Annotated in this window: 14 protein-coding genes; 6 read left to right on the top strand and 8 right to left on the bottom strand. The window is 48.3% G+C overall.

Translation table 11 applies throughout. The annotated features are described in order from the left end of the window. Positions 1-142: 142 nt before the first annotated feature. The 5 genes from ACXAGQ_RS11415 to fabB form a co-directional block, all read right to left on the bottom strand. Entirely contained in the window at positions 143-4,315 is a 4,173-nt protein-coding gene (locus ACXAGQ_RS11415; RefSeq protein WP_475253984.1) for a FimV/HubP family polar landmark protein, read from the bottom strand. Positions 4,316-4,692: 377 nt separating this feature from the next. Continuing rightward, positions 4,693-4,830 carry a hypothetical protein gene (locus tag ACXAGQ_RS11410; RefSeq protein ID WP_475253983.1) on the bottom strand — a complete coding sequence of 46 codons (138 nt, stop codon included), beginning with the start codon at positions 4,828-4,830 and terminating at the stop codon, positions 4,693-4,695. A gap of 35 nt (positions 4,831-4,865) precedes the next feature. Continuing rightward, entirely contained in the window at positions 4,866-5,879 is a 1,014-nt protein-coding gene (locus ACXAGQ_RS11405; RefSeq protein ID WP_475253982.1) for an aspartate-semialdehyde dehydrogenase, read from the bottom strand. Next, positions 5,876-7,048 (bottom strand): 4-phosphoerythronate dehydrogenase, encoded by a 1,173-nt coding sequence (locus tag ACXAGQ_RS11400; protein WP_475253981.1) that lies wholly within the window; start codon positions 7,046-7,048, stop codon positions 5,876-5,878. The genes ACXAGQ_RS11405 and ACXAGQ_RS11400 overlap by 4 nt, the downstream gene beginning before the upstream one ends. Before the next feature lie 621 nt (positions 7,049-7,669). Continuing rightward, positions 7,670-8,881: a beta-ketoacyl-ACP synthase I gene (gene fabB / locus ACXAGQ_RS11395; protein ID WP_475253980.1), complete on the bottom strand. Its 1,212-nt coding sequence runs from the start codon at positions 8,879-8,881 to the stop codon at positions 7,670-7,672. A 169-nt stretch (positions 8,882-9,050) separates the two neighbouring features. Here fabB and mnmC1 point away from each other — a divergent pair, with 169 nt between their 5' ends. Further along, on the top strand, positions 9,051-11,180 hold the full coding sequence (mnmC1, locus tag ACXAGQ_RS11390) for an FAD-dependent 5-carboxymethylaminomethyl-2-thiouridine(34) oxidoreductase MnmC1 (protein ID WP_475253979.1): 2,130 nt from the start codon (positions 9,051-9,053) through the stop codon (positions 11,178-11,180). Positions 11,181-11,289: 109 nt separating this feature from the next. Here the strand turns inward: mnmC1 and ACXAGQ_RS11385 are convergent, their stop codons facing one another. Continuing rightward, a complete protein-coding gene (locus tag ACXAGQ_RS11385) occupies positions 11,290-11,646 on the bottom strand; it encodes a hypothetical protein (RefSeq protein WP_475253978.1) in 357 nt (118 codons plus the stop codon). Between the two features lie 193 nt (positions 11,647-11,839). On the opposite strand from ACXAGQ_RS11385, the gene ACXAGQ_RS11380 reads away from it, so the two are divergent. Continuing rightward, positions 11,840-12,874: an IS110 family RNA-guided transposase gene (locus ACXAGQ_RS11380; protein ID WP_475251581.1), complete on the top strand. Its 1,035-nt coding sequence runs from the start codon at positions 11,840-11,842 to the stop codon at positions 12,872-12,874. A gap of 277 nt (positions 12,875-13,151) precedes the next feature. On the opposite strand, the gene ACXAGQ_RS11375 is transcribed toward ACXAGQ_RS11380, so the two are convergent. Then, on the bottom strand, positions 13,152-14,318 hold the full coding sequence (locus tag ACXAGQ_RS11375; RefSeq protein ID WP_475253977.1) for a nucleotide sugar dehydrogenase: 1,167 nt from the start codon (positions 14,316-14,318) through the stop codon (positions 13,152-13,154). 156 nt (positions 14,319-14,474) lie between these two features. Further along, the gene (locus tag ACXAGQ_RS11370) at positions 14,475-15,881 is read right to left on the bottom strand and encodes an MBL fold metallo-hydrolase RNA specificity domain-containing protein (protein WP_475253976.1); all 1,407 of its coding nucleotides are present in this window, start codon (positions 15,879-15,881) and stop codon (positions 14,475-14,477) included. 405 nt (positions 15,882-16,286) lie between these two features. Between ACXAGQ_RS11370 and wecA the strand changes: the two genes are divergently transcribed. From wecA to ACXAGQ_RS11350, 4 genes are all read left to right on the top strand, one after another. Next, positions 16,287-17,387, top strand: a complete 1,101-nt coding sequence (gene wecA / locus ACXAGQ_RS11365; RefSeq protein ID WP_475253975.1) for a UDP-N-acetylglucosamine--undecaprenyl-phosphate N-acetylglucosaminephosphotransferase — start codon at positions 16,287-16,289, stop codon at positions 17,385-17,387. Positions 17,388-17,544: 157 nt separating this feature from the next. Beyond that, a complete protein-coding gene (locus ACXAGQ_RS11360; RefSeq protein ID WP_475253974.1) occupies positions 17,545-17,712 on the top strand; it encodes a hypothetical protein in 168 nt (55 codons plus the stop codon). 403 nt (positions 17,713-18,115) lie between these two features. Then, entirely contained in the window at positions 18,116-20,737 is a 2,622-nt protein-coding gene (locus ACXAGQ_RS11355) for a PKD domain-containing protein (RefSeq protein ID WP_475253973.1), read from the top strand. Positions 20,738-20,773: 36 nt separating this feature from the next. Further along, the gene (locus tag ACXAGQ_RS11350) at positions 20,774-21,229 is read left to right on the top strand and encodes a hypothetical protein (RefSeq protein WP_475253972.1); all 456 of its coding nucleotides are present in this window, start codon (positions 20,774-20,776) and stop codon (positions 21,227-21,229) included. The last annotated feature ends 344 nt before the right edge of the window (positions 21,230-21,573 follow it).

Genomic DNA, 21,573 nt, shown 5'->3' with positions numbered 1-21,573 from the left:
CGCTTTTTGGGGTTGTGTAGATCCTAGATCCTGGATGCGAGTTCCTAGACAATCAGAAGCTAGATCCTAGATTCTAGAACCTAGGTAGCTATATCCACTCAAGCTCTTAGCTTTTGTTCTTACTAGGATCTAGGTTCCGCTCTTATCCTTTTGTCTTCCCCAGCAGGCTCTTCGCCTCTTGCTGCAATGCGGCGTCGCCACCCATTGCTACTTCCTCAAGGAGCCCCTGGGCACCTTCACTGTCATTCATCTCAAGGTATGCCTTAGCCAGATCCAGTTTGCTGGCAAACTCGCCCTGGCTATCGATATCCATACTGCCAATATCGGCCAGTACATCCGGGAACTCATCCAAGCCAACATCCAGGTTGAGCGGGGCTTCGTCAAGCTCACTGTCTAGATCTTCGCCATCTAAATCTTTCATCAGCTCATCAATACTGATATAGGATGCGTCCGATGGTGAGCTAGCCTTTGCCGCTTCATTCAGAGGCTCTTCCAGCAATTCGCTGGCTGCTTCTTCCACCACCGGCTGAAGCCCATTAGCTTCAAGGTCACTGCTTTCAAGGCCATTGGTTTCAAGGTCACGACTTTCGAGGTCTTTGCTTTCAAGGTCATCGATTTCGATGTTAGCTGCTGTCTCAGGCAGCAGTTCAGAATCAACGCTCTCTTCATCCAAAAGCTCGCCTTCATCATAGGCTGGCACATCCTCGATATTCATCTCAGGCTGCTGGCCCCAATCTTCCCCTTCTAATTCAGGCTCTGGGTTATTCGTCGACCAAATTTCTTGCTCTTCTTCAGAAAGCGTTTCTTCTTGAGATGAATCAACGGTGCTCTCTTCAGAATGCCCCACCAACTGCTCGCGCTCCCAGTCAGCCTGAAGCTCAGGATCATTCAACAGAGCATCCATATCCAGCCCCGCCGAATCCACAAACTCGTCAGTCATAGGCATTTCAGCCATAGACATTTCAGGGCTAATGCTGCTGTTTTGCGCCGATACTGGTTGCTGTAAAGCTGTCGGCTCTGGGCTTAACGCCTGCTGTAGTTGTGTTTCAGCTTGCTCTGAAGTATCTGAAACTGCAGGTTGCGCTTTAGCACCCTGCTCCATCTCATACTGCTCGAGCTCGTGCTGCTCATCGAACGAGGCCTGCAAGGCGTCATCTTCACTGAACTCAGGCAGACTGGCCGGATCTAGCGTTTCAAACTCAATATCCGGGCGGCCATGCAACGAGTATTGGCCTGCCGCACCAACTGGAGACGCCTCTGGCGCAGAGTCAGTGCCAAGCGACGGTTGATTATCAACCGGCTCTAATGATTCAGGTTGTGCCAACTCTCCAGTCTGCGTATGCGGCTTGTCTGCCGCTTCAGCCGCCTGCTGTAACTGACGGACGATATTATCTAGCATGGCCTGCTCATCGTCATCGCTCAGTACCAGCTCTTGCTCTGCCAGCGGTTCAACTTCAGGGTCATTAAATGCTGCCTCTTCGTCAAACTCAGGCAATTCATCATCCGACAGAGGCTCGCTTACAAACTGCTGAGAATCCGGAACAGCATCTGAGCCGTGCACCTCTTCTGTTGATTCGGTTTCAGGCTCTAGATCAAGCTCAGCCAGCAACGTTTCTTCATCGAAAACTGGGAACTCTTCGGCAACATTATCTGTTTGCTCGGCCTGCAACGGCTCTGTTGAGTCAAGGATGCTCTCTTCTTGGCTAATATCTTCTAGAATAGCCTCCTCAACTTCAGCCGCAATGCTATCGTGCTCTACGTTGCCTCGTTCTTCGTTGTCCAGTGCTTCGATGCTTTGCTCTTCTTCGTCCAGACTCTCAAGCAGTTGCTCCACCGTCTGGCCAATCGCCTCAACGTCAGCGCTTTCTGTCAGTATATCGGCATGTTGCGAATCGGCATCAAATGGAGCTGCCTCAACAGAGGCAAGCAATTGCTCGATTTCATCTATCCCTGGCTCAACCTCGAGGGCGACCTCTGGCTCTTTCTCCGCTTCGAAATCATCTGCGTGGCTACCTGGCTGTAGTTCGGCCTCTGCCGCTATAGCCGGTGGCGCTGCCAGGTCAGATTGTTCACCGCTGGTTTCCTCAACTTGGCTATGCTGCTGCAAAATATCATCGAGCAGGTCGGTGCTGTCTTCCTCGATGGTAATATCGTCCACAGAGACTGCCTCTTCGATACCCTCAGCGTTAGCAATGTGACGGGCGTCTTGGCTGCCATCTTTAAGGCTACCGTTAAGGCTGTCATCTTCAAAGCTATCGTCTTCAAAGCTGTCCTCGGCATCAGCCAGTAACTCATCCAGCAGCTCTGTGCTGTTTTCGTCGATCTCAATATCGTTGTTGGCCAACAACCCGTCCGTTTCTGGCTCGTCCAACAGTTCATCAAGCAACGCCGTACTGTCTTCTTCCACCTCGATATCAGACGTTAAACTGTCTTCATCATCAAGCAGTTCATCAAGCAGAGCCGTTGAATTCTCTGGCGTCTGAGCTGCAGCTCTTTCGACTTCTTCATCAAAACTACCCACCGCTTCATCAAACATCGAGGCAAAGTCCTCATCGCTTGAAGGCGATGCCATCATATCGATATCGGCTAATGCTTGATCTACCGCTGCTTGCTCGGACACTTCCTGCTCGTTTGTGGCTTGCGCAGCAGTTTCATCGGCTCCGACACTGTCGAACAGTGCATCCAGCTCATCTTGGCCGACCGTTTGCTCTGGCGACTGGCTATCGAAAGCGGTGTCATTCGGGGTGTCATCCGCAGCAGAAGAGAACAGATCATCCAGCATAGCCTGATCGACAATTTGCTCGTCCTCAGCCTGCGGCGCCATAGAGGCGTCAAGATCCATCTCGTCAACGTCGTAAGACAAATCAAAGCTGTCTTCGTCGTCATCGTCAGCTTGCAATGACTGCTCCCACATCGCAGCTAGCTCTTCATCAGGGCTTGGATCGGCCTTCTTGTCCATCTCATCAAGCGCCCGCTCCATGTCTTCCAGGCCAATAGCTTCATCATCACTATTCACCGAGATACTGCTAGCCCCCATGTTGCTTCCCAGCTCACCAGCAATATCAAAGCCATTGCTGTCATTGTCTTTCGAGCCCATGCCATCATGGCTAAACAAGCTGCTTTCGGGATCATCAAACGGAGAATCATCATCACCAAACAGGTCGTCAAGCTCCTTGTCATCCCCCAGAGACAGGTTCGGCACATCTTCATCATCACCAGGTACTGGCGGAGGCGGTACCATGGCGGTTTCATCCTGCCCCTGCGGTGCATCCAGTGACTTCACATCATCTTCTTGCTCCCGTTTGCGGCCAAGCAGGAAGTAAGCCAGCGCACCGGCAATCAATGCGCCGGGGATCAATGCCAGCGCGGCCAGCATCAATGGGTTGGCAATCAAACGATCAAACATACTTGGCTGAGGCTCAACCACTTCCGCCTGCATCGCTCGCTGCTGGTCGATAAACCCTTTGATTTGCTCGCGCAATACCTCATCGTCGCTGATTTGCTGTTTCAGCGCCGACACTTCATGCTGCATTTCGGCAAGGCGGACACGCAGCAGGTGGTTGCTTTCAAGCAACTTGGTCATCTGTTCATCCGAGGCATCCAGCTGGGCCTGAAGCACGGTTGGTTTCGGAGGAATAAGTGCCTTAGGTGCCTCAGGGGTTGCAGCTGCCGACTTAACCTCTGACTCCACCACTGGCTCAGGTTTTTCCTGTGGGGTCACGACGACTGCCGGAGCCTGTGGTTTAGGAGCTGGGGCTTTAGGTGCTTCAGCAACTTTAGGCGTTGGCGTTGCTGCTGGCTCTGGCGTCTGAGCAGGCTGAGAAACTTGCGGTGTCGGCCTTGGAGTTGATGGCGCAGAAGCGGTTCGTGTTGAACTACGCGCAGGCGAGCTTTGGTCAGCTTCCAAACGCTGCTTCACTACATCGACATTTTCCCGGCGCATTTGTGCTTCTGTTGGGATGGCCAACATACTCCCCGGGATCAACCCGTGGATATTGCTATTTTCGAATGCCTGAGGATTTTGGCGAAAAATAGCGCCAATCACTTGGTAAATGGATACCTGATTATTTGGTCGGTAGCGGGTCGAAATAGACCACAAGGTCTCGGCATTGGTCGTTGGACCATAACGGAAGGCATTCGCAGAAGGCTGTCCCGTCGCGGCGTTGTCAACCGGTAATGAGGTAGTGGCAGGCTGTACACCTTGAGTTGGCCCTGTAATACGAATGGTATTGGCATGAGCCGAATAAGAAATTACAGCGGTGGAAAAAATTACCGGCAGAAAAATGCGTTTTATCATCGTCGAAAGGTCAGACACTGCCTGTCATCCTCTTTGGCAGGAAAAATAGCTACGAATGAATAGGGCACATCATGTGCACACATACAGACGTTGTATCATACAAGAATATTTATCTTCGGCCTATTCACAATAAACTTGAACGTGACCGAATTAGTCAATTTAGACTTCGGGAGCAAAGTCGCACTCTGCAGCCCTGGTTACTGAGTAATCAGTAATGGGTGAATTGATATTGATAGTAGGTTCAACAAGCTAAAAATACAACAGAGCCAATATCGCCACCAGCATAACCACAGCGATATAAAAATAAAAAAGCGCCCGCTTGAAAAAGCATGGCGCTTTGGGTTTCCTAGATCCTAGATCCTAGATCCTAGATCCTAGATCCTAGATCCTAGATCCTAGATCCTAGATCCTGCAGAAGCGATCACTGATAGCGATACGTCGTCAAGCTTTAGCTCTTGCTCTTGCTCTTGCTCTTGCTCTTGCTCTTGCTCTTGCTCTTGCTCTTGCTCTTGCTCTTGCTCTTGCTCTTTCAAGGAACTAGGATCTGCTCTTCCCTAGGATCTTATTTTTACAAATACTCTTCAATCAGCTTCTCGGCGATCTGTACGCTGTTGGTCGCCGCGCCTTTACGCACGTTGTCGGCAACTACCCACATGTTCAGGCCGCAAGGGTGGCTGATGTCTTCGCGGATACGGGCAACCATCACGTGGTCTTTACCTGTCGCATCGCTAACCTGAGTCGGGTAATCATTGCCGTGGAAAACTTCGATACCTTCGGCATTTTCCAGCAAGTTAATTGCTTCTTCGACATGCACAGGCTGACAGGTTTCAACGTGAACCGCTTCGGCATGACCATAGAACACCGGCACACGGACGCAGGTAGGGTTTACACGGATGTTGTCGTCGCCCAAAATTTTCTGGGTTTCCCACACCATCTTCATTTCTTCTTTGGTGTAGCCGTTATCCATGAACTGGTCGATATGCGGCAAGCAGTTAAAGGCGATTTGCTTGTCGTAAACATCCGTTTCCGCAGGCAGGCCATTTAGTAGCTTAGCCGTTTGGCCTGCAAGCTCATCCACACCTTTCTTGCCCGTGCCCGATACCGACTGGTATGTCGCCACGTTGATACGCTCAATGCCGTACGCTTCGTGGATAGGCTTCAGTGCCACCAGCATCTGAATGGTCGAGCAATTCGGGTTAGCAATAATGTTACGGTTACGGTATTCCGCCAATGCGTGCGGGTTCACCTCAGGGATAACCAAAGGCACATCATAGTCGTAACGGAAACGTGATGTATTGTCGATCACTACTACGCCGTAATCAGCTGCAGTGGGTGCCCAGCGCTCAGATGCTTCTGCACCGGCAGAGAAAATAGCAAGCTGAACCTGACCCCAGTCGAAATCTTCAACATTGGTAACACGTACAGTCTTACCCTTGAAGCGCAGGGTTTTGCCCGCACTGCGCTCAGAAGCAAGCAAATAGAGATTGCGAACAGGAAAATTGCGTTCCTCAAGAACTTCTACAATGGTTTCGCCGACAGCGCCGGTCGCACCGAGTACTGCAATATCAAATTCCTGGCTCATGGCCTTTCCTCTACTGTAAAACCTAATTTAGCCAGCGACTCTACCCCAAAATGGGCCTCGCCCGCTACTGTAATCGCGCTATATTCGCGGCGATCCCAGTAATTTTTACGCATCCGGTCAAATGCCGAAGCCATTTCCACGCTCCCTTCTTCAGTTTGGCCCATTTCGCGGCGGAATAAACCATCATCACGGCGCACATCGTAAACCAGCTGGGTCAGGGTAAATAAGGTTGGCTCGTCCCACTGACCGCTGAGCGTAACCTGCGGCACAGGAGCAACCGGCAGCAAGCTTGAGGCACTGACTTCCTTATCCAGACCAAGGAACTGGCAGAAGCTGTTGTACACCATGGTCGTTCCGCGAGCTTTACCTTCCAGGCCATACCCGGCAACGTGCGGCGTGGCAAATGCCAGCAATGGCAACAGCTCCAAGTCGACTTGTGGCTCATGCTCGAACACATCCAACACTGCGGTTAGGTTCTTGCCTTCCCCTGACAGGCTCTGGTGCAGGGCGTGCTTAAGCGCCTGGTTGTCCACCACAGGGCCACGGGCTGCGTTGATCAAAATCGCACCCGGCTTTAGATCAGCGATGAATGCCTCATCAACCAGGTGATGGGTTGGGTACTCGCCGTCGCGGGTAATTGGCGTGTGCATGGTGATCACATCACATTGCGAGCGAATTTCTTCCAGCGAGTGGAATGGTCGGCTATCGCCCTGTTGCTCTTTAAGCGGGTCATTGAGCAGGTACGAGATACCCAGCGCATCGAGGCATTGGGCAAGGTAGCTACCAACATTGCCAGCACCGATAATCCCGACCTTTTTGTCAAAAATAGAAAAGCCCTGCTGCTGCCCAAGCACCATCAGACTGCTCAATACATATTCTGCCACCCCGACCTTGTTACAGCCTGGTGCAGCAGTGAAAGTGATCCCTTTTTCGGCCAGCAAGCTTTCATCGACATGATCCTGACCAGCGGTTGCAGTACCAACAAACTTCAACTTGTTGGCCTTGGTCAGAAGCGCTTCATTGACCTTGGTCACCGAGCGGATCATCAATGCATCGATATCCTGCAAATCCTCAGCGGTCATGGTCCTGCCCGGCTTGCTGATCACCTCGCCCAACTGGCTAAAAAGCACCTCGGCATAAGGCATGTTCTCGTCAATGAGGATTTTCATAAAGCGTCCTTCGAAGGTTATTTGTATATGGGAGATGCTATTGAAAGTTTAGGAAGAGTCAAGGTGTACGAGACTAGATCCTAGATCCTGGAGCCTAGTACCTAGAGGCGGTGGGTCCTGAGTTACTAGAGGTCTAAGAGCCTAGGTTCACTATGCACTCACTTACTGGCGAGCTCTTGCTTTGCTCTTCGCTCTTGCTAGGAACTAGGAACTAGGAACAGTTCAACCTAGGGCCGGCTCCTCCCAGGAACTAGGATCCAGGTTCTCGCCCCTGCTTTTACATATAAAAAAACCCAGCAGAAACTCTGCTGGGCGAACGTCCAGGAATAAAAACACCGGCTGGGATCATAGACAGCTCCCGCAAAAGAAAATACTATTCTCACAGCCAATGTCGCGTCTGTTTTTTAGGCACTGGCTTAAGGGCAAATCAGCTAGAGCAGTCTCCGCAAAAAGGCCTTCTAGCTGAATCTCTTAGTCAGTGCCACCCCCTGGAAAATGACAAAAGTCGGTTCACTTAAGATCCTAGGTACGAGTTCCTAGTTCCTAGATGTTTTCATATTTCGCATTCAAAACGACACGCTTTCTAGGAACTAGGATCTGCTCTTTCTAGGATCTAGGCTGTTATGCCTCGTATTTCTTAATAACCAATGTGGCGTTAGTGCCGCCGAAGCCGAAGCTGTTTGACATTACTGTCTTCAACTCTTGATCGCGTTTTTCAGTAACGATATCTAGGCCTTCAGCCGCTTCGTCAAGGTTATCAATATTGATGCTCGGGGCGATAAAGCCATTGTCTAGCATCAACGTCGAGTAAATCGCTTCGTGTACACCAGCCGCACCCAGTGCATGGCCTGTCATTGCCTTGGTGGCAGAAATCGCCGGGCTGTTATCACCGAACAGCTCTTGGATCGCGCCTAGCTCTTTCACATCACCTACTGGCGTTGAAGTACCGTGGGTGTTGATGTAGTCAATGCTGTCAACATCCTGCATCGCCATCTTCATACAACGCACTGCGCCTTCGCCAGATGGCGCTACCATGTCGTAGCCGTCAGACGTCGCACCGTAGCCTACGATCTCACCGTAGATTTTCGCGCCACGCGCCAATGCGTGCTCTAGCTCTTCGATAACGACCATACCGCCGCCACCAGAGATCACGAAACCGTCGCGGTCTGCATCATAAGTACGCGATGCTTTTGAAGGGTCATCATTGTACTTGGTGGATAGTGCGCCCATGGCATCGAACATCATAGTCAAAGACCAATCTAGCTCTTCACCACCACCTGCAAAAACAACGTCTTGCTTGCCTAGCTGGATCAATTCTAGTGCATGGCCGATACAGTGTGCAGATGTCGCACATGCTGAGCTCATGGTGTAGTTCACACCACGGATTTTGAACGGTGTCGCCAAACAAGCAGACACGGTTGAAGACATAGTACGCGGTACCATGTAAGGCCCCACACGCTTAACGCCTTTCTCACGAAGAATATCAACCGCAGCAACTTGGTTGTAAGAAGATGCACCGCCAGAACCAGCAACAAGGCCAGTACGGTCGTTTGATACCTGGTCTTCAGTCAGGCCAGCATCTTCAATCGCTTGTTCCATAGACAGGTAAGCAAAAGCGGCGGCATCGCCCATGAAACGCATTTTCTTACGGTCGATATGCTCTGAAGGGGTCATTTTCAAATCGCCCCAAACATTACTGCGCAGCTTCATTTCTGCAAATTGTTCAGAGAAGTTGATACCGGACTTGCCCGTTTTCAAAGACTCCAGCACTTCTTTAACGTTGTTACCAATGCTGGACACAATACCCATGCCTGTAATTACGGCTCGTTTCATGATGAATTCCTACTGTCATTTATACCCAAATAACCTCAGTCAAAACAATCAACAACCTGAGGTAACTTGGGTATAACGTTGACGATAATAACGGGTTTGTCCGCCAAAAGTGGTCAGCTTTCCTGTTGATCAGGTACAATCCTCTGCAATTCAACCCGTAATACCAACTATGAGGCTTCTCCCTTTGTCTTATAAAGCCCAACCGTCCGTAAGCAAAACGCCATCGGCAAAAATCGAAAATGCCGTATTGAACTGGAACGAATCAGGCACTCCTGTTTCCAATGACTTTGACGATGTCTACTTCTCCAACGCCAATGGCCTGGAAGAAACCCGTTATGTGTTTCTGCACCAGAATGGCTTACCGACACGCTGGGAAACCTTCGACCGCCGCCGCTTTGTGGTGGCGGAAACCGGCTTTGGCACCGGCCTCAACTTCCTTGCGGTATGGCAATGGTTCAAAGCCTTCCGCCAGGCCAACCCTGACGCGACCACCAAAGAGCTACACTTCATCAGCTTCGAAAAGTTTCCGGTCACCAAGGATGATCTGATCAAGGCTCATGAATCTTGGCCTGAACTGGCCGATTTAGCCAGCCAGCTCCATGCCCACTACCCACCAGCGGTCGCTGACTGTCACCGAATTGTGCTGGAAGATGGCATGATCACCCTTGATCTGTGGTTTGGTGATATCAAAGACTGTATGCCACAAGTATGGACGAATAATGACGGTATCGTTGATGCTTGGTTCCTTGATGGTTTTGCCCCGAGCAAGAACCCGGAAATGTGGAACCAGGAACTGTTCAACGGCATGGCCAAGCTTGCCCGCGTCGGCTGCAGCACCGCAACCTTCACGGCGGCTGGTTTTGTCCGCCGCGGCTTGATTGAAGCGGGTTTTGACATGAAAAAAGTCAAAGGCTTTGGCACCAAGCGCGATATGCTGGCTGGCAGCGTGACCGAACGCAAATATGGCAGCAACGTCAAGCCATGGTACAACCGCAAGTCGGCCGAACTCATTACAGATCAAGAAGACAGAACTGAGCAAGAAAACAGCTCTGAGCCAGAAGAAAGCAGCGAGAATAAAGGCAAGGGTATCGCAATTATCGGAGGTGGTGTCGGTTCAGCAACGACCGCTCTGGCACTGGCACGCCGTGGGATCAAAACAACGCTTTACTGTGCCGATGCACTACCTGCCGAAGGGGCTTCAGGTAACCGCCAAGGCGCTGTATACCCTCTACTCAACGGCTCTAACGATGCCCTATCACGCTTCTTTGCCCCGGCATTTCTCTATGCCCGCCAGTTTGTCGAACAAGCGGCCAAGCAAAAAGCGTTTGCCCATGAGTGGTGCGGCGTCACACAGCTCGCCTGGGACGACAATGCCGCCAGCAAGCTTGGCAAGATGATGGCAGGCGGTTTCCCTGAGCTGCTAATCCGTCAACTGGACGTTGAACAAACTGAACAGATAACTGGCGTGGCCTCTGGCCACAGTAGTGTCAACTACCCGCTTGGCGGATGGCTGTGCCCGCAGGAGCTGACCCGCGCTTTGATTGAGCAAGCACAAGAAAGGGGCATGCTTGAGCTGAAGACCCAAGTTGATATCAATCAGCTTAGCCAGCAAGAAGATCAGTGCTGGTTGCTGGTCGACCAAAATGGCAAGACTTACCAACACCACACCGTGATTGTGGCAAATGGGCACCGTTTTGCCGAATTCCCGCAGACCCAGGATATCCCGGCCTACTCCGTACGCGGGCAGGTAAGCCATATCCCAACCAACTCAACGCTGACGCCGCTCAAAACTGTACTTTGCTACGATGGCTACCTAACACCAGTTAATGCTACAGGTGAAAGCCATTGCATCGGTGCCAGCTACCGCCGTGGCAGTACCGATTTAACCTTCAGCCCAGAAGAGCATGCCGACAACAAACAGCGCCTAGTTGACTGTTTACCAGAAGCTAGCTGGCCACAAGATATTGATATGTCGGGCGAGCAAGCACGTGCCGGTGTCCGCTGTGCCAGCCGCGATCACCTGCCGTTCGTGGGTGATGTATGCCAATACGCGCCATTGCTTGAGCAGTATGCCGATTTGAAAAACCAGCAAGAAAACGCGCAAGACGTCCCGGTTTACCACAACCTGTACGCCATGATTGGTTTAGGCTCTCGAGGGCTAAGCTCCGCCCCACTGCTAGGAGAGCTATTGGCATCACAGATCTGCGGCGACCCACTGCCATTGCCTAACAGCGTTCTGGAAGCCTTGCACCCAGGCCGGATGTGGGTGAGAAAACAGGTGAAGGGGAAAAAGGTTTAAAGAACCTAGATCCTAGAACCTAGATCCTAGACCCTAGATCCTAGATCCTAGAATAAACTAGGCCTGCGGGTGATGCAGGCCTAGCTAAGAATAGATACTTTTACCTTATTTATTCGGCTTGTGCTGTTACAGGTGGTGCCGGATCATCGCCACCACCAGAATCTGACAATGCGACCCCAATGACAACCACTGCGGCACCGACTGCCAATACCGTTGCCGTGATACCTCCTGCCGAAGCGGCAAATGCCGTATCAATTCCTGCCGCCTTCCCGGTTTCTTGACTCACAGCATCCGCCTGTTGACTAGTAGCCTGCGCCTGTTGCTGAGTCGTACCCGGCTGAGAGGCGGTTGATGCCGAGGTTGGTGCTTGCCTGACCTGAGACGAATTAGATGCAACGTCTGCTGCAAAAGCAGAAAGGCTAATAAAGCCAGATATGAAAATTGCCGCCAATGAAAACTTCATCATTACTATCCCCAAAGCGCAACGTATCGTTATTGATATGGTTATAAGTATAGTTAGGGATTGAAAAGGCGGAGGGGCGGTTGAGATGAGTCTTGAGAATGAGAACCTAGAACCTAGAACCTAGATGTATGGACTCCCTCTCCCTGAGGAGTTACGGTCTTAATCCGACGAAAGATTAGCCAAAAGGAGTCCATACATGAACGACCTTAATACATTGGCCATCGACTTAGCAAAGAATGTTTTCCAAGTTTGCAAGCGAAGCCCGCAAGGCAAAGTATTCTTCAATCGGGAAATGACCCGGGCAAAGCTCAAGGAGCTGCTTGCTAACGAGAAAGTGGCTTTAGTCGCAATGGAAGCCTGCAGTAGTTCCCATTATTGGGCAAGGTATGCTGCTGAGCTCGGGCATGAAGTAAAAGTCATCAATGCCCGAGCTGTTAAGGCTTTCCAAATCAAGCAGAAAACGGATAGGAATGATGCATTGGCAATAGCTGTTGCTGCTGCTCAAGCCCATATCCCTAGTGTCCGTGTCCAATCGGCCGATGAACAGGCACTGCAATCCTTAGAGCGAGCCCGCCAATTAGCAACGTCCCATCAAATTGCACAAAGTAATCAAATTAGAGGGCTATTAGCCGAGTTTGGTATCGTCGCTCCAAAAGGCCTCAAAAGCTTGAGAGAGAAAATACCCTATATTCTCGAAGATGGGGATAACCGGTTACCTGGTAGTTTTAGGGAAATGTTACACCGATTATGGGAACACCTCCTTGCCCAGATTGAACATACCGAAGCCTTAGAAAAGCAGCTTGAAGCCACGGTAAAGTCGAACAATGTTTGCCAAAAGTTGATGAAGCTTGAAGGCGTTGGGCCGATATGTGCAATAGGTTTAGCCGTCAAACTAGGACGAGGAGAGAGCTTTGCCAATGGCAGGCAGGCTTCAGCCAATATAGGTCTCACCCCAAGGCAGCATAGTTCTGGTGGCCAAGAACGGATAATCAATATCTCAAAGTACAGTGCAGACAAGCGACTTCGTTCAACACTTTTTCAAGGAGCGCTTTCAGTCATTACTCAGGTAATGAAACGTCCAGCGAGAACGCATAAAGAACAATGGCTCCAAGCATTAGTCATGAGAAGGGGACAGAAGATAGCCGCGGTAGCCCTTGCCAATAAGACAGTGCGTACAGCGTATGCGATATTAAAGAATGACTCAGTGTACCAGCCAGTTGAGTTGACTTAGTACACTGCTCATAATCTGCAAAGAGCGATGTAAAACAGGTAAGACCGACCAGTAAAAGCTAGATGGGTTCTGAGGTACCTAAATACCGCTTCCTAGAGTTAGCTTACTGGTGCGACTACATCTTAGGGCGGGGTAGCTCCCCAAAGAAGCCCGTATATAAGTGCGCATCTATACCTTGTTTTGGTTTTTTTCTTTGTTGATTTCCCAAGGGAGTCCATATAAGAACCTAGAAAAATAATCTAGGAACTAGGATCTAAAATCTAGCGCCTGCTGTTAATTAGTCGGCACCAAATAAATCACGGGTGTAAACCTTATCTTCAACATCAGCAAGTTCTTCTGCCATACGATTAGAAACGATAACATCGGAAATTTTCTTGAATTCTTCAAGATCTTTAATCACCTCCGACTGGAAGAACTCATCTTCTTGCAGTACCGGCTCGTAAACCACAACGGGAATACCCTTGGCCTTGATACGCTTCATAATGCCCTGGATAGAAGAAGCGCGGAAGTTGTCAGAACCCGCTTTCATAATCAGGCGGTAAACACCAACTACCTGTGGACGCTTAGCAATAATAGAGTCTGCAATAAAATCCTTGCGGGTTCGGTTGGCATCAACAATGGCACCGATGATGTTATTTGGCACCGACTGGTAGTTAGCCAGCAGCTGCTTAGTATCTTTTGGCAGGCAGTAGCCGCCATAGCCAAACGATGGGTTGTTGTAGTGGTTACCGATTCGAGGATCCAACCCTACCCCTTCGATAATTTGTCGGCTATCCAAACCATGAGCCTCGGCATAAGAGTCTAGCTCATTGAAGTATGCGACACGCATAGCAAGATAAGTGTTAGAGAATAATTTCACCGCTTCGGCTTCGGTAGAATCAGTGTAAAGCACCGCAATATCTTCTTTTACCGCGCCTTGTACCAGCAAGTTGGCAAACACTTCTGCCCGCTCAGACCTTTCGCCGACAATAATGCGAGACGGGTGCAAGTTATCAAACAAGGCACGGCCTTCACGCAAGAACTCAGGTGAGAATAGCAAGTTTTGACAACCCAACTCTTCCTGCACACGCTGCGTATAGCCAACAGGAACCGTTGACTTAATGACCATGACCGCCTTCGGGTTAATCGACATAACATCTTTGATCACCGCTTCAACCGAAGAGGTATTGAAGTAGTTGGTGATCGGGTCGTAATCAGTTGGTGTTGCAATAATGACGTAGTCAGCCCCTTGGTAAGCAAGCTCCTTGTCCGTTGTCGCTTGAAGATCCAGCTTTTTTTCTGCCAGGTATTGAGAAATTTCTCTATCTTCGATCGGCGATTGACCACTATTAATCAAGTCTACTTTATCTTGGATAATATCCAATGCGACGACTTCATTGTGCTGTGCCAATAGCACCGCGTTTGACAGGCCAACATACCCTGTACCCGCAACCGTAATCTTCATTATTCAACCTCTATCTCATCAGTAAACCGCAAGAGCGACGGTTCTTGGATCGCTACCTATTTACTGATTGGTATACTCAATTGGCAACGATAGTACATCAGTAACTTAACAGAGCATAGTGATGGTTTAGTTTAAGGTACACAATAATGTTCAGTATCAAGCAGTGACCATTTTTTGCCCGGCAGTCACCACCACCTCACAATTGGGTTTTATCGCGCGTAACTTTGCAGCCAATTCACTTTGCGCTTTAATATCGCCGTGTACAAGGTGAACTTTAGCCGGGCCTTGGCCAATATTGTCGACAAATCGAACCAAATCAGCTTGGTCTGCATGGGCAGAATAGCCCGTTAGATGATGTATACGGGCCCTGACCTCTATATCCTCACCATCAATATTAACCCGCTTGGCACCACGGGAAAGGGAATACCCCAGTGTACCCTTCGCCTGATACCCCGCAATCACTACATCTGTCCTTGGTTCTGGCAATAACGCCCTGAGGTAATTGAGGATTCGCCCTCCGCTGCACATACCACTCGCTGCGACGACAATCGCGGGCTCTTGGGTCGATACCAAGCGATTCACAATTGTTTGATGCTGCTGGTGGGAGGCTACCGTAATGCATTGTTCAAACGACAACGGATGGCGCCCCATATTTTTTCTCGCCAGCGCCTCTTTCTCCCATAAGCGGAAAAAAAGCGCATACTGCTTAGTCACAGCACCGGCCAAAGGCGAATCCAAGATTATCGGCAACTCTTGCCACTTCAATCGCTCGGCGCCCCCTTGCAACTCTGCCCCCTTGAGCAAAACAGGCGCGAATGCCTCGGCTATCAAGCTCTCAATATCAAACAATAGCTCTTGTGTACGACCAACACTGAAGGAAGGGATGAGGATCGCACCACCGTCAAGCAGGGACTGTTCAATAATTTGCTTGAGGTTTTCACTTCGCTCTCTCTTCCGTTGGTGACACCTATCGCCATAGGTACTTTCCAATACCAACACATCGGCACGTTTGGGCGATACCGGATCAACCAGCAAAGGTGTGTCAGTTGGGCCAAGGTCACCGGAGAAAACAACAACCTGACTGTTCGGTAAGACAACTTCAACATACGCCGAACCCAAAATATGCCCAGCCTGGCGGAAAGAAAGCACGAGCCGCTCACCATTTGGCAAAACAACAGGTGCCTGGCAATCGAAAGGAACTGGCCTGAGCAAGCTCTTGCACAGGTTCAAAAACTGATTACGCTGACTTTCATTGAGATTAAGCTGAATCTTCAATCCATCATCGAGCATTAACGGCAGCAATGCAGCCGTCGCTTCTGTCGCATAAATAGGGCCGCGATAACCCGCAGCAAGTAGCCAGGGAATCCGGCCGATATGATCAATATGACAGTGGGTCAACACAAGGGCCTGGATATGCTCTACAGCAAAATCGATATTCAACGAATGTTGGGCTTCACTCCCTTGGAACAAGCCACAGTCAATCAGAATGCCATATTTCTCCCAGCGCAGCTCATGGCAAGAGCCCGTCACCCCCTCAAATGCGCCATGATGAATGATTTGCATAATCGAGCCCCTCTATAGTCCTTGGGGTGATCTTCGCTAAATCGAAGAGGTGCGACAGCCATAATCGTAACAAGCCCGATCGAGTTCACGAAAAAAGCTGTTAATCACCAACTCAGGTACACTCGATAACCGGGCGTATCAAAAAAGTCTTAACAACAACAAGAAAATCACACTATTAAAAGCCATAGCTAGGAAAGAAAAAAATACCACGCTGAATAGCTATAAAGGCAAAAGTCACCATGCGAAACGTCAAAAAAGTGACTAAACTAAACAGTGACTAAATCGTTCTCCCCCTACAATCTGTGAGCATTATCCAAATTAGAATAACTTAGAAGGGTTTAACTTTAATGTTATATGCCACAGGTATAGTATTCGTGAGTTGTCAAATTTTGATAGGGGTTATTTATGGACAGCAGATTGACCGCTATTGTTTTCGTGTCATTCTTAAGTCTTATTGCGCTAAGAAGGGCCGCGATTGCTATCAACCTAGTTGATACGCCATCAGAGCGAAAACACCACCGAGGCAGCATTCCACTGGTTGGAGGGCTAGCTATATTTTCGACTATTTCTCTATTTTTGCTCAACAGCACGGGCTCCGGAGTTGATCCCACACTGTTTGTGCTTTGCTCAGGTATGCTGGTTCTCACCGGCGCACTGGACGACAAGTTCGATATCAGTGTCAAATCACGCCTTCTCATCCAACTGGCCGTTACACTTGTGATGTTCAGCTTTTGCGATATCCAGCTTGTTACACTGGGCGGCATTTTGGGCTGGGGGGAGCTGAGCTTTAATACCGCAATCAGCTTTATTATTACCTTCCTCGCTGTCGCAGGGGCTATCAATGCGTTCAATATGGTAGACGGTATCGACGGTTTATTGGGTGGACTGGCAGTCATCACTTTCTCTTCGCTAGGCTACTTGTTTCACTACAGTGGTCATACAACACTTTTCCAGTTCTGCCTCTTAGTCGTTTTTGCCACCTTGCCCTATATTCTGCTCAACCTCGGTTTGCCATTCGGTACCCGCCTAAAAATCTTTATGGGGGATGCAGGCAGCATGTTCATCGGGTTTACCGTGGTTTGGCTATTGCTCTCAGGAAGCCAAGGAGCCGAGAATAGCTTCCGCCCTGTAACGGCTTTGTGGTTGATTGCTCTGCCATTGATGGATATGGCGGCAATCATGATCCGACGCGTACGAAAAGGACAGTCACCTTTCAAACCAGATAGAGAACACCTTCACCACATCTGTCAACGCATTGGCCTGAGTTCTAAAATGACCTTGCTGGCTATTTGCACCATCGCCATGTCTTTCGCAGCTATCGGTATCATCGGGGAAGAATATAATATTCACGAGAGCATCATGTTTTTTGGGTTTATCTTGATGTTTGCCTGCTATTACGCAGCAATTTGCCATATTTGGCGGATTACAGCTTTTATTCGAAAATTCAAAATGCTACTACCTATAAGTAAAGCTCCCACCCAGATTTCCGATGTCGATCAACAGTAACCCAATTCAAACCGCAAAATTGTGATGGCCCACCATCCGTTCATCACAATTTTGCAACAAAAAGACACTGAGCCGCTGGCTAACTCGCTGAATGCTTCTATACTCTAAATAACACCTTTAAAAGCAATATGTTATAGAAGCAGAAAAAGGAGGCACCATGATTCAGCCAGCAACTATTCCCTACCGCTTATCCGTGCTTTCTCATACAACAACCGATGTAGTTTTTGCCATTTTGTTAAAGGTATGCCTATTCATGGATCAGCTGGAAACTTTTGACCAGGAAGCTAAAGCGATACGCAGAGAAGATAGAAAGAATAGTGCATAGGCAGAGGCAGAGGCATTCTTCGCTGTCCCTTTATTACTAACAGTTACAGACTTCGAGCACCCTTTATTACAGAGGGTGCTATTTGAGCTTATCATCCCCACCTTATACTCCCCTCTAAGGTAATCACCGAATTTTACTTATACTCAATATCTTATATCTCTCTTCTATAGACTCTAAATACGGTATAACGGATACCGAATAATAGCTTATCCCATCACAATTTCTGATGAAAATAACACTTTCAGAAAGCAACATATTGAATAACAACCTCATGCACTGTAAAAATCAGCAACACAAATTAACAATAAACCAAAAAAGCTTACTGTTTGCTGACTAAGCCATTCAGGGCCTATATCGGTTATATCCATTGCAACCATTCACGATTAATCACATGGTGAGTGAAATGAAAAAGACTATTCCACTGATATTGTTATCATTAATTTTAGGGGGCTGTGGAGGAGGTGATAGTGAAAACACCAACTCAACAAAAGACACTGAAGTCAGTGCCGGACAAGATATCAATGCATACGGAAAAAAAACCGTCACACTCACTCCTTCCTATAACAATGTCTCTGATCCCACCGTTAAGTGGGAGGCCTCAACAGAAAATACCATTGAAGCAGAAACACAAGCTGGTGAAGCTAATGCACTACTTGTCACACTGCCTGATTTATACAATGAAGCCACATTAAAGTACCAAATAACGATTGCAGATAAAGAAGGGAATTCAGCGACTGACGAAGTCACTATCAATGTCATTCCAGCAGAACATACTCTCGCGCTTGCTTTAACAGGGCTTGGAGCTAACCAAAAGGTCACTAATCAAGCATCACCAACTCTTGAAGGGATATACAATTCAGACTATCAACTCAAGTCTCTGACCATTTTGAATGAAACCTCCGGTGACCAGACAGACGTTGAGGTCTCTCCATCTTGGAGCAGTCCAATAGAACTTGCTGAAGGCGATAATAATATTATTGTGACAGCAATATCGGATGATGATACGGCTCTTTCTATCTCAGCCGTCATTACTTACTACCCTGACAGTGACTTCACTACACCACTGCAGATGGACAAGAGCTTACTTTATGTTGGGGAGGCAGCCACTGATATTCGAGTCATGATCGGTACTTCCAACAGCAACAACCCCACCGTCAAATTGCTAGATGACGAAGGCAATGAAATTGCACAGCTAAATGATAATGGTCAGCTACCCGATGAAATTGATGGTGATGGCCTTTTTACTGCTGTTTTCAGTGCCCAGGCCGAAACTGCAGGCGAAATCTGCTACCGCGTTAGTGTTTCAGATAATGTCGCGCCAGAGTACATGTCTGAACAGCAGTGCCTTTGGGGCGTAACACCATACAGCAACCAACAAACCACAGTCGCAGTAGATAATGCCAACGATATTAAATCGCTAATTGATAGCAAAGTCGCGGATGGTGAAGAAGCCTCCAGCGCGGCGGTGACTTCGATAAAAGACATTGAAGCGATTGAAGGAATTGCAGTTGCAGGTGCAACCCCAGATGGCGGCCTTTGGTGGGTTAACGACTCTGGTATTTTAGGGCTTTACCACTCAGTCAATGAAGGCGCTAAATCCGGTGTAAGCCGAGGAGGGATAGTTGGGGACACTCCAACTTTAGAAGCGCCATTTGAAGCCCAGTACTATGCTTCGGAGCCCCTCGCTAAGTCACGGCTAGCATCATCTAAATCAACGCCAACCACCAACCGAATAAAAAGTTCACGCGCCGTTATCATAAGCCCGTACATCGACAACCCGAACGCTTCGGGTAACTTTGGCCAAAATGATGACTATTTTTCCGTTTGGCAAACACTCAAAAATGAAAATTCATGCAAACTAGAAGCTGATACCAGCTACGTTAACGATGGAAGCATGGGCGTATCGCTGGATAATTTTAAAGATTTCAGCGCATTTGGCTATATCCACCTTTCAACGCATGGAGACAATTATTACAACGGCTTACTCTCACTTTGGCAAGACGTATGGGGCCCAAATAATTTCTTGCAAGGCGGGCTGTCAATTGTTGGCGTATCTACGGGTATAAAGCTGCCAAAGAACAATGATGGTAGTTATGACTTAACTGGGTATCAGAGCGATTTACAAGCTAAAAGGCTTGCACTTGGCCCTGACGGCTCTATCGTTGCCCTACCCTCTTTCTTCGCCCATTATATGAGTACCATACCAAATAGCCTGGTATCGCTATCATCATGTCGCTCGATATATAACAACTCCCTTGCCAATGTGTTCATGTCTAAAGGGGCAGGAGCGGTAATGGGTTATGATAATTATGTTTCAACAAGCTACGCCCAAGGGACGACCAATACCATACTCACAGATATGTTGAACAATGACTCAACGTTTGCTGATGCGGTACAAGTTGCCATCAATACACATGGTGCGGTTGATAAAGCCCCTTACTTCTCTAAATTAAAAACCATAGGAGCCGCAGACTTACAGCTACCTGCCGGAGGTTTTGAAAACCTTGATTTTGAGCTAGGAGGACTAGGACCATGGCTAACTGAGGGGGATGGCCGTGTCATTTCCCAGCTAGGTGCGACTCCTCCAACACAAGGGCAGTTTATGGGAGTGGTATCTACAGGGCTTGGTTATACGACCACCTCCGGGCAAATTAGCCAGCAGGCCTGTTTGGATAGCAGCGCGACGTCATTGTCTTTCGACTGGAATCTGTTCTCTGAAGAGTTTATGGAATTTTGTAATTCAGCTTATGATGATTCTTTCAGTGTGAGCCTTTGTGAAGCTGATGATGGGAACTGCGTTAAGTTTGAAACCAGTATCAATCAGTTGTGTAACTCAGACATACCGCTTACTTCGTCAGATGTTAGTTTTGACCGAGGTGATGTTTATGATACAGGTTGGCAAAATGAAGCCCTGAACATTTCATCGCTTGCAGGCAAAAAAGTGGTGCTCAAAGTATTTGCTTCTGATGTCGGTGATAGTATTTATGACACTGCTATCTTGGTAGACAACATTCGTGTTGAATAACTTGAAGAAGTTAAAGAAATAAAGATGGGAGGGAGTATGAGCGATAAATATCTAAAGGGAAGCTTATCTCTCTCACTTTCAATGGTTTTTAATAAAGCTAAGCAATGTTTCATTTACATAATGGGAGGGCTAATCATTATGGGATGCTCTCCCAATGAGAAGCTTCTTTATGAAGAGAAGTCACTTGGCAAAATCTACACAGTAGATGCACCGAAGAATTGCCAATGGAATATCGGTTTGTTGACAGAACAACTTCAAACATTGATATCGGCAGTCAATGATGAAAAACTGCCTCCAATCAGAACTATTTTTCACCCTAAACATACTTTTGTTAAACAACACACTAAAGGGACAATACTCCTAGTCCAAGTCGAAAAAGGGCGTTGGATCGTCCCTATTGAAAGCGACTTTTTCTTTTTCCAACAGGGTGATGAAGTGATAGGTTACGAATACCCTAAAGATTATCGTCTACAGTGCAACAATAACGCCTGACATTCGATTCAACGAAAGCCAGGCGAAAATGAAATATTTAACTTTCAATTTTTGAGCTTGGAGGTTTTAGCTTTGATTTTTAATTTTAAAGCTTCTTCGCCCACGCTTTGGCTGACTCATCAATCAGCTCATAGACAAAGTCAAACGCTTCACGGCTCTGGCGGTATGGGCCAGGAATGTCTTTTTGACCAATCCACTGACCTGATAGCCTGTGCTATCAGGCACCTCTCCACACGCCTCTAATATCTCAATAAAATCAATACCTTAAAATCATACCAAATCTCATTGAGACAATTTCAGCGCTCAATGAGACAAACGCTTTTTGTCTGCTGCTATATAGAAAT

This window comes from Photobacterium sp. ABD4_091 (genome assembly GCF_056160145.1).
This window is presented reverse-complemented; position numbering and strand designations above follow the sequence as displayed.

Bases quoted from the DNA above. Each gene is read 5' to 3' on its own strand.
- ACXAGQ_RS11400 (WP_475253981.1), bottom strand. From the start codon at position 7,048: ATGAAAATCCTCATTGACGAGAACATGCCTTATGCCGAGGTGCTTTTT.
- wecA (WP_475253975.1), top strand. From the start codon at position 16,287: ATGGACAGCAGATTGACCGCTATTGTTTTCGTGTCATTCTTAAGTCTT.
- ACXAGQ_RS11375 (WP_475253977.1), bottom strand. From the start codon at position 14,318: ATGAAGATTACGGTTGCGGGTACAGGGTATGTTGGCCTGTCAAACGCG.
- ACXAGQ_RS11360 (WP_475253974.1), top strand. From the start codon at position 17,545: ATGATTCAGCCAGCAACTATTCCCTACCGCTTATCCGTGCTTTCTCAT.
- fabB (WP_475253980.1), bottom strand. From the start codon at position 8,881: ATGAAACGAGCCGTAATTACAGGCATGGGTATTGTGTCCAGCATTGGT.
- ACXAGQ_RS11350 (WP_475253972.1), top strand. From the start codon at position 20,774: ATGAGCGATAAATATCTAAAGGGAAGCTTATCTCTCTCACTTTCAATG.
- ACXAGQ_RS11380 (WP_475251581.1), top strand. From the start codon at position 11,840: ATGAACGACCTTAATACATTGGCCATCGACTTAGCAAAGAATGTTTTC.
- ACXAGQ_RS11355 (WP_475253973.1), top strand. From the start codon at position 18,116: ATGAAAAAGACTATTCCACTGATATTGTTATCATTAATTTTAGGGGGC.
- ACXAGQ_RS11385 (WP_475253978.1), bottom strand. From the start codon at position 11,646: ATGATGAAGTTTTCATTGGCGGCAATTTTCATATCTGGCTTTATTAGC.
- mnmC1 (WP_475253979.1), top strand. From the start codon at position 9,051: ATGAGGCTTCTCCCTTTGTCTTATAAAGCCCAACCGTCCGTAAGCAAA.
- ACXAGQ_RS11370 (WP_475253976.1), bottom strand. From the start codon at position 15,881: ATGCAAATCATTCATCATGGCGCATTTGAGGGGGTGACGGGCTCTTGC.
- ACXAGQ_RS11405 (WP_475253982.1), bottom strand. From the start codon at position 5,879: ATGAGCCAGGAATTTGATATTGCAGTACTCGGTGCGACCGGCGCTGTC.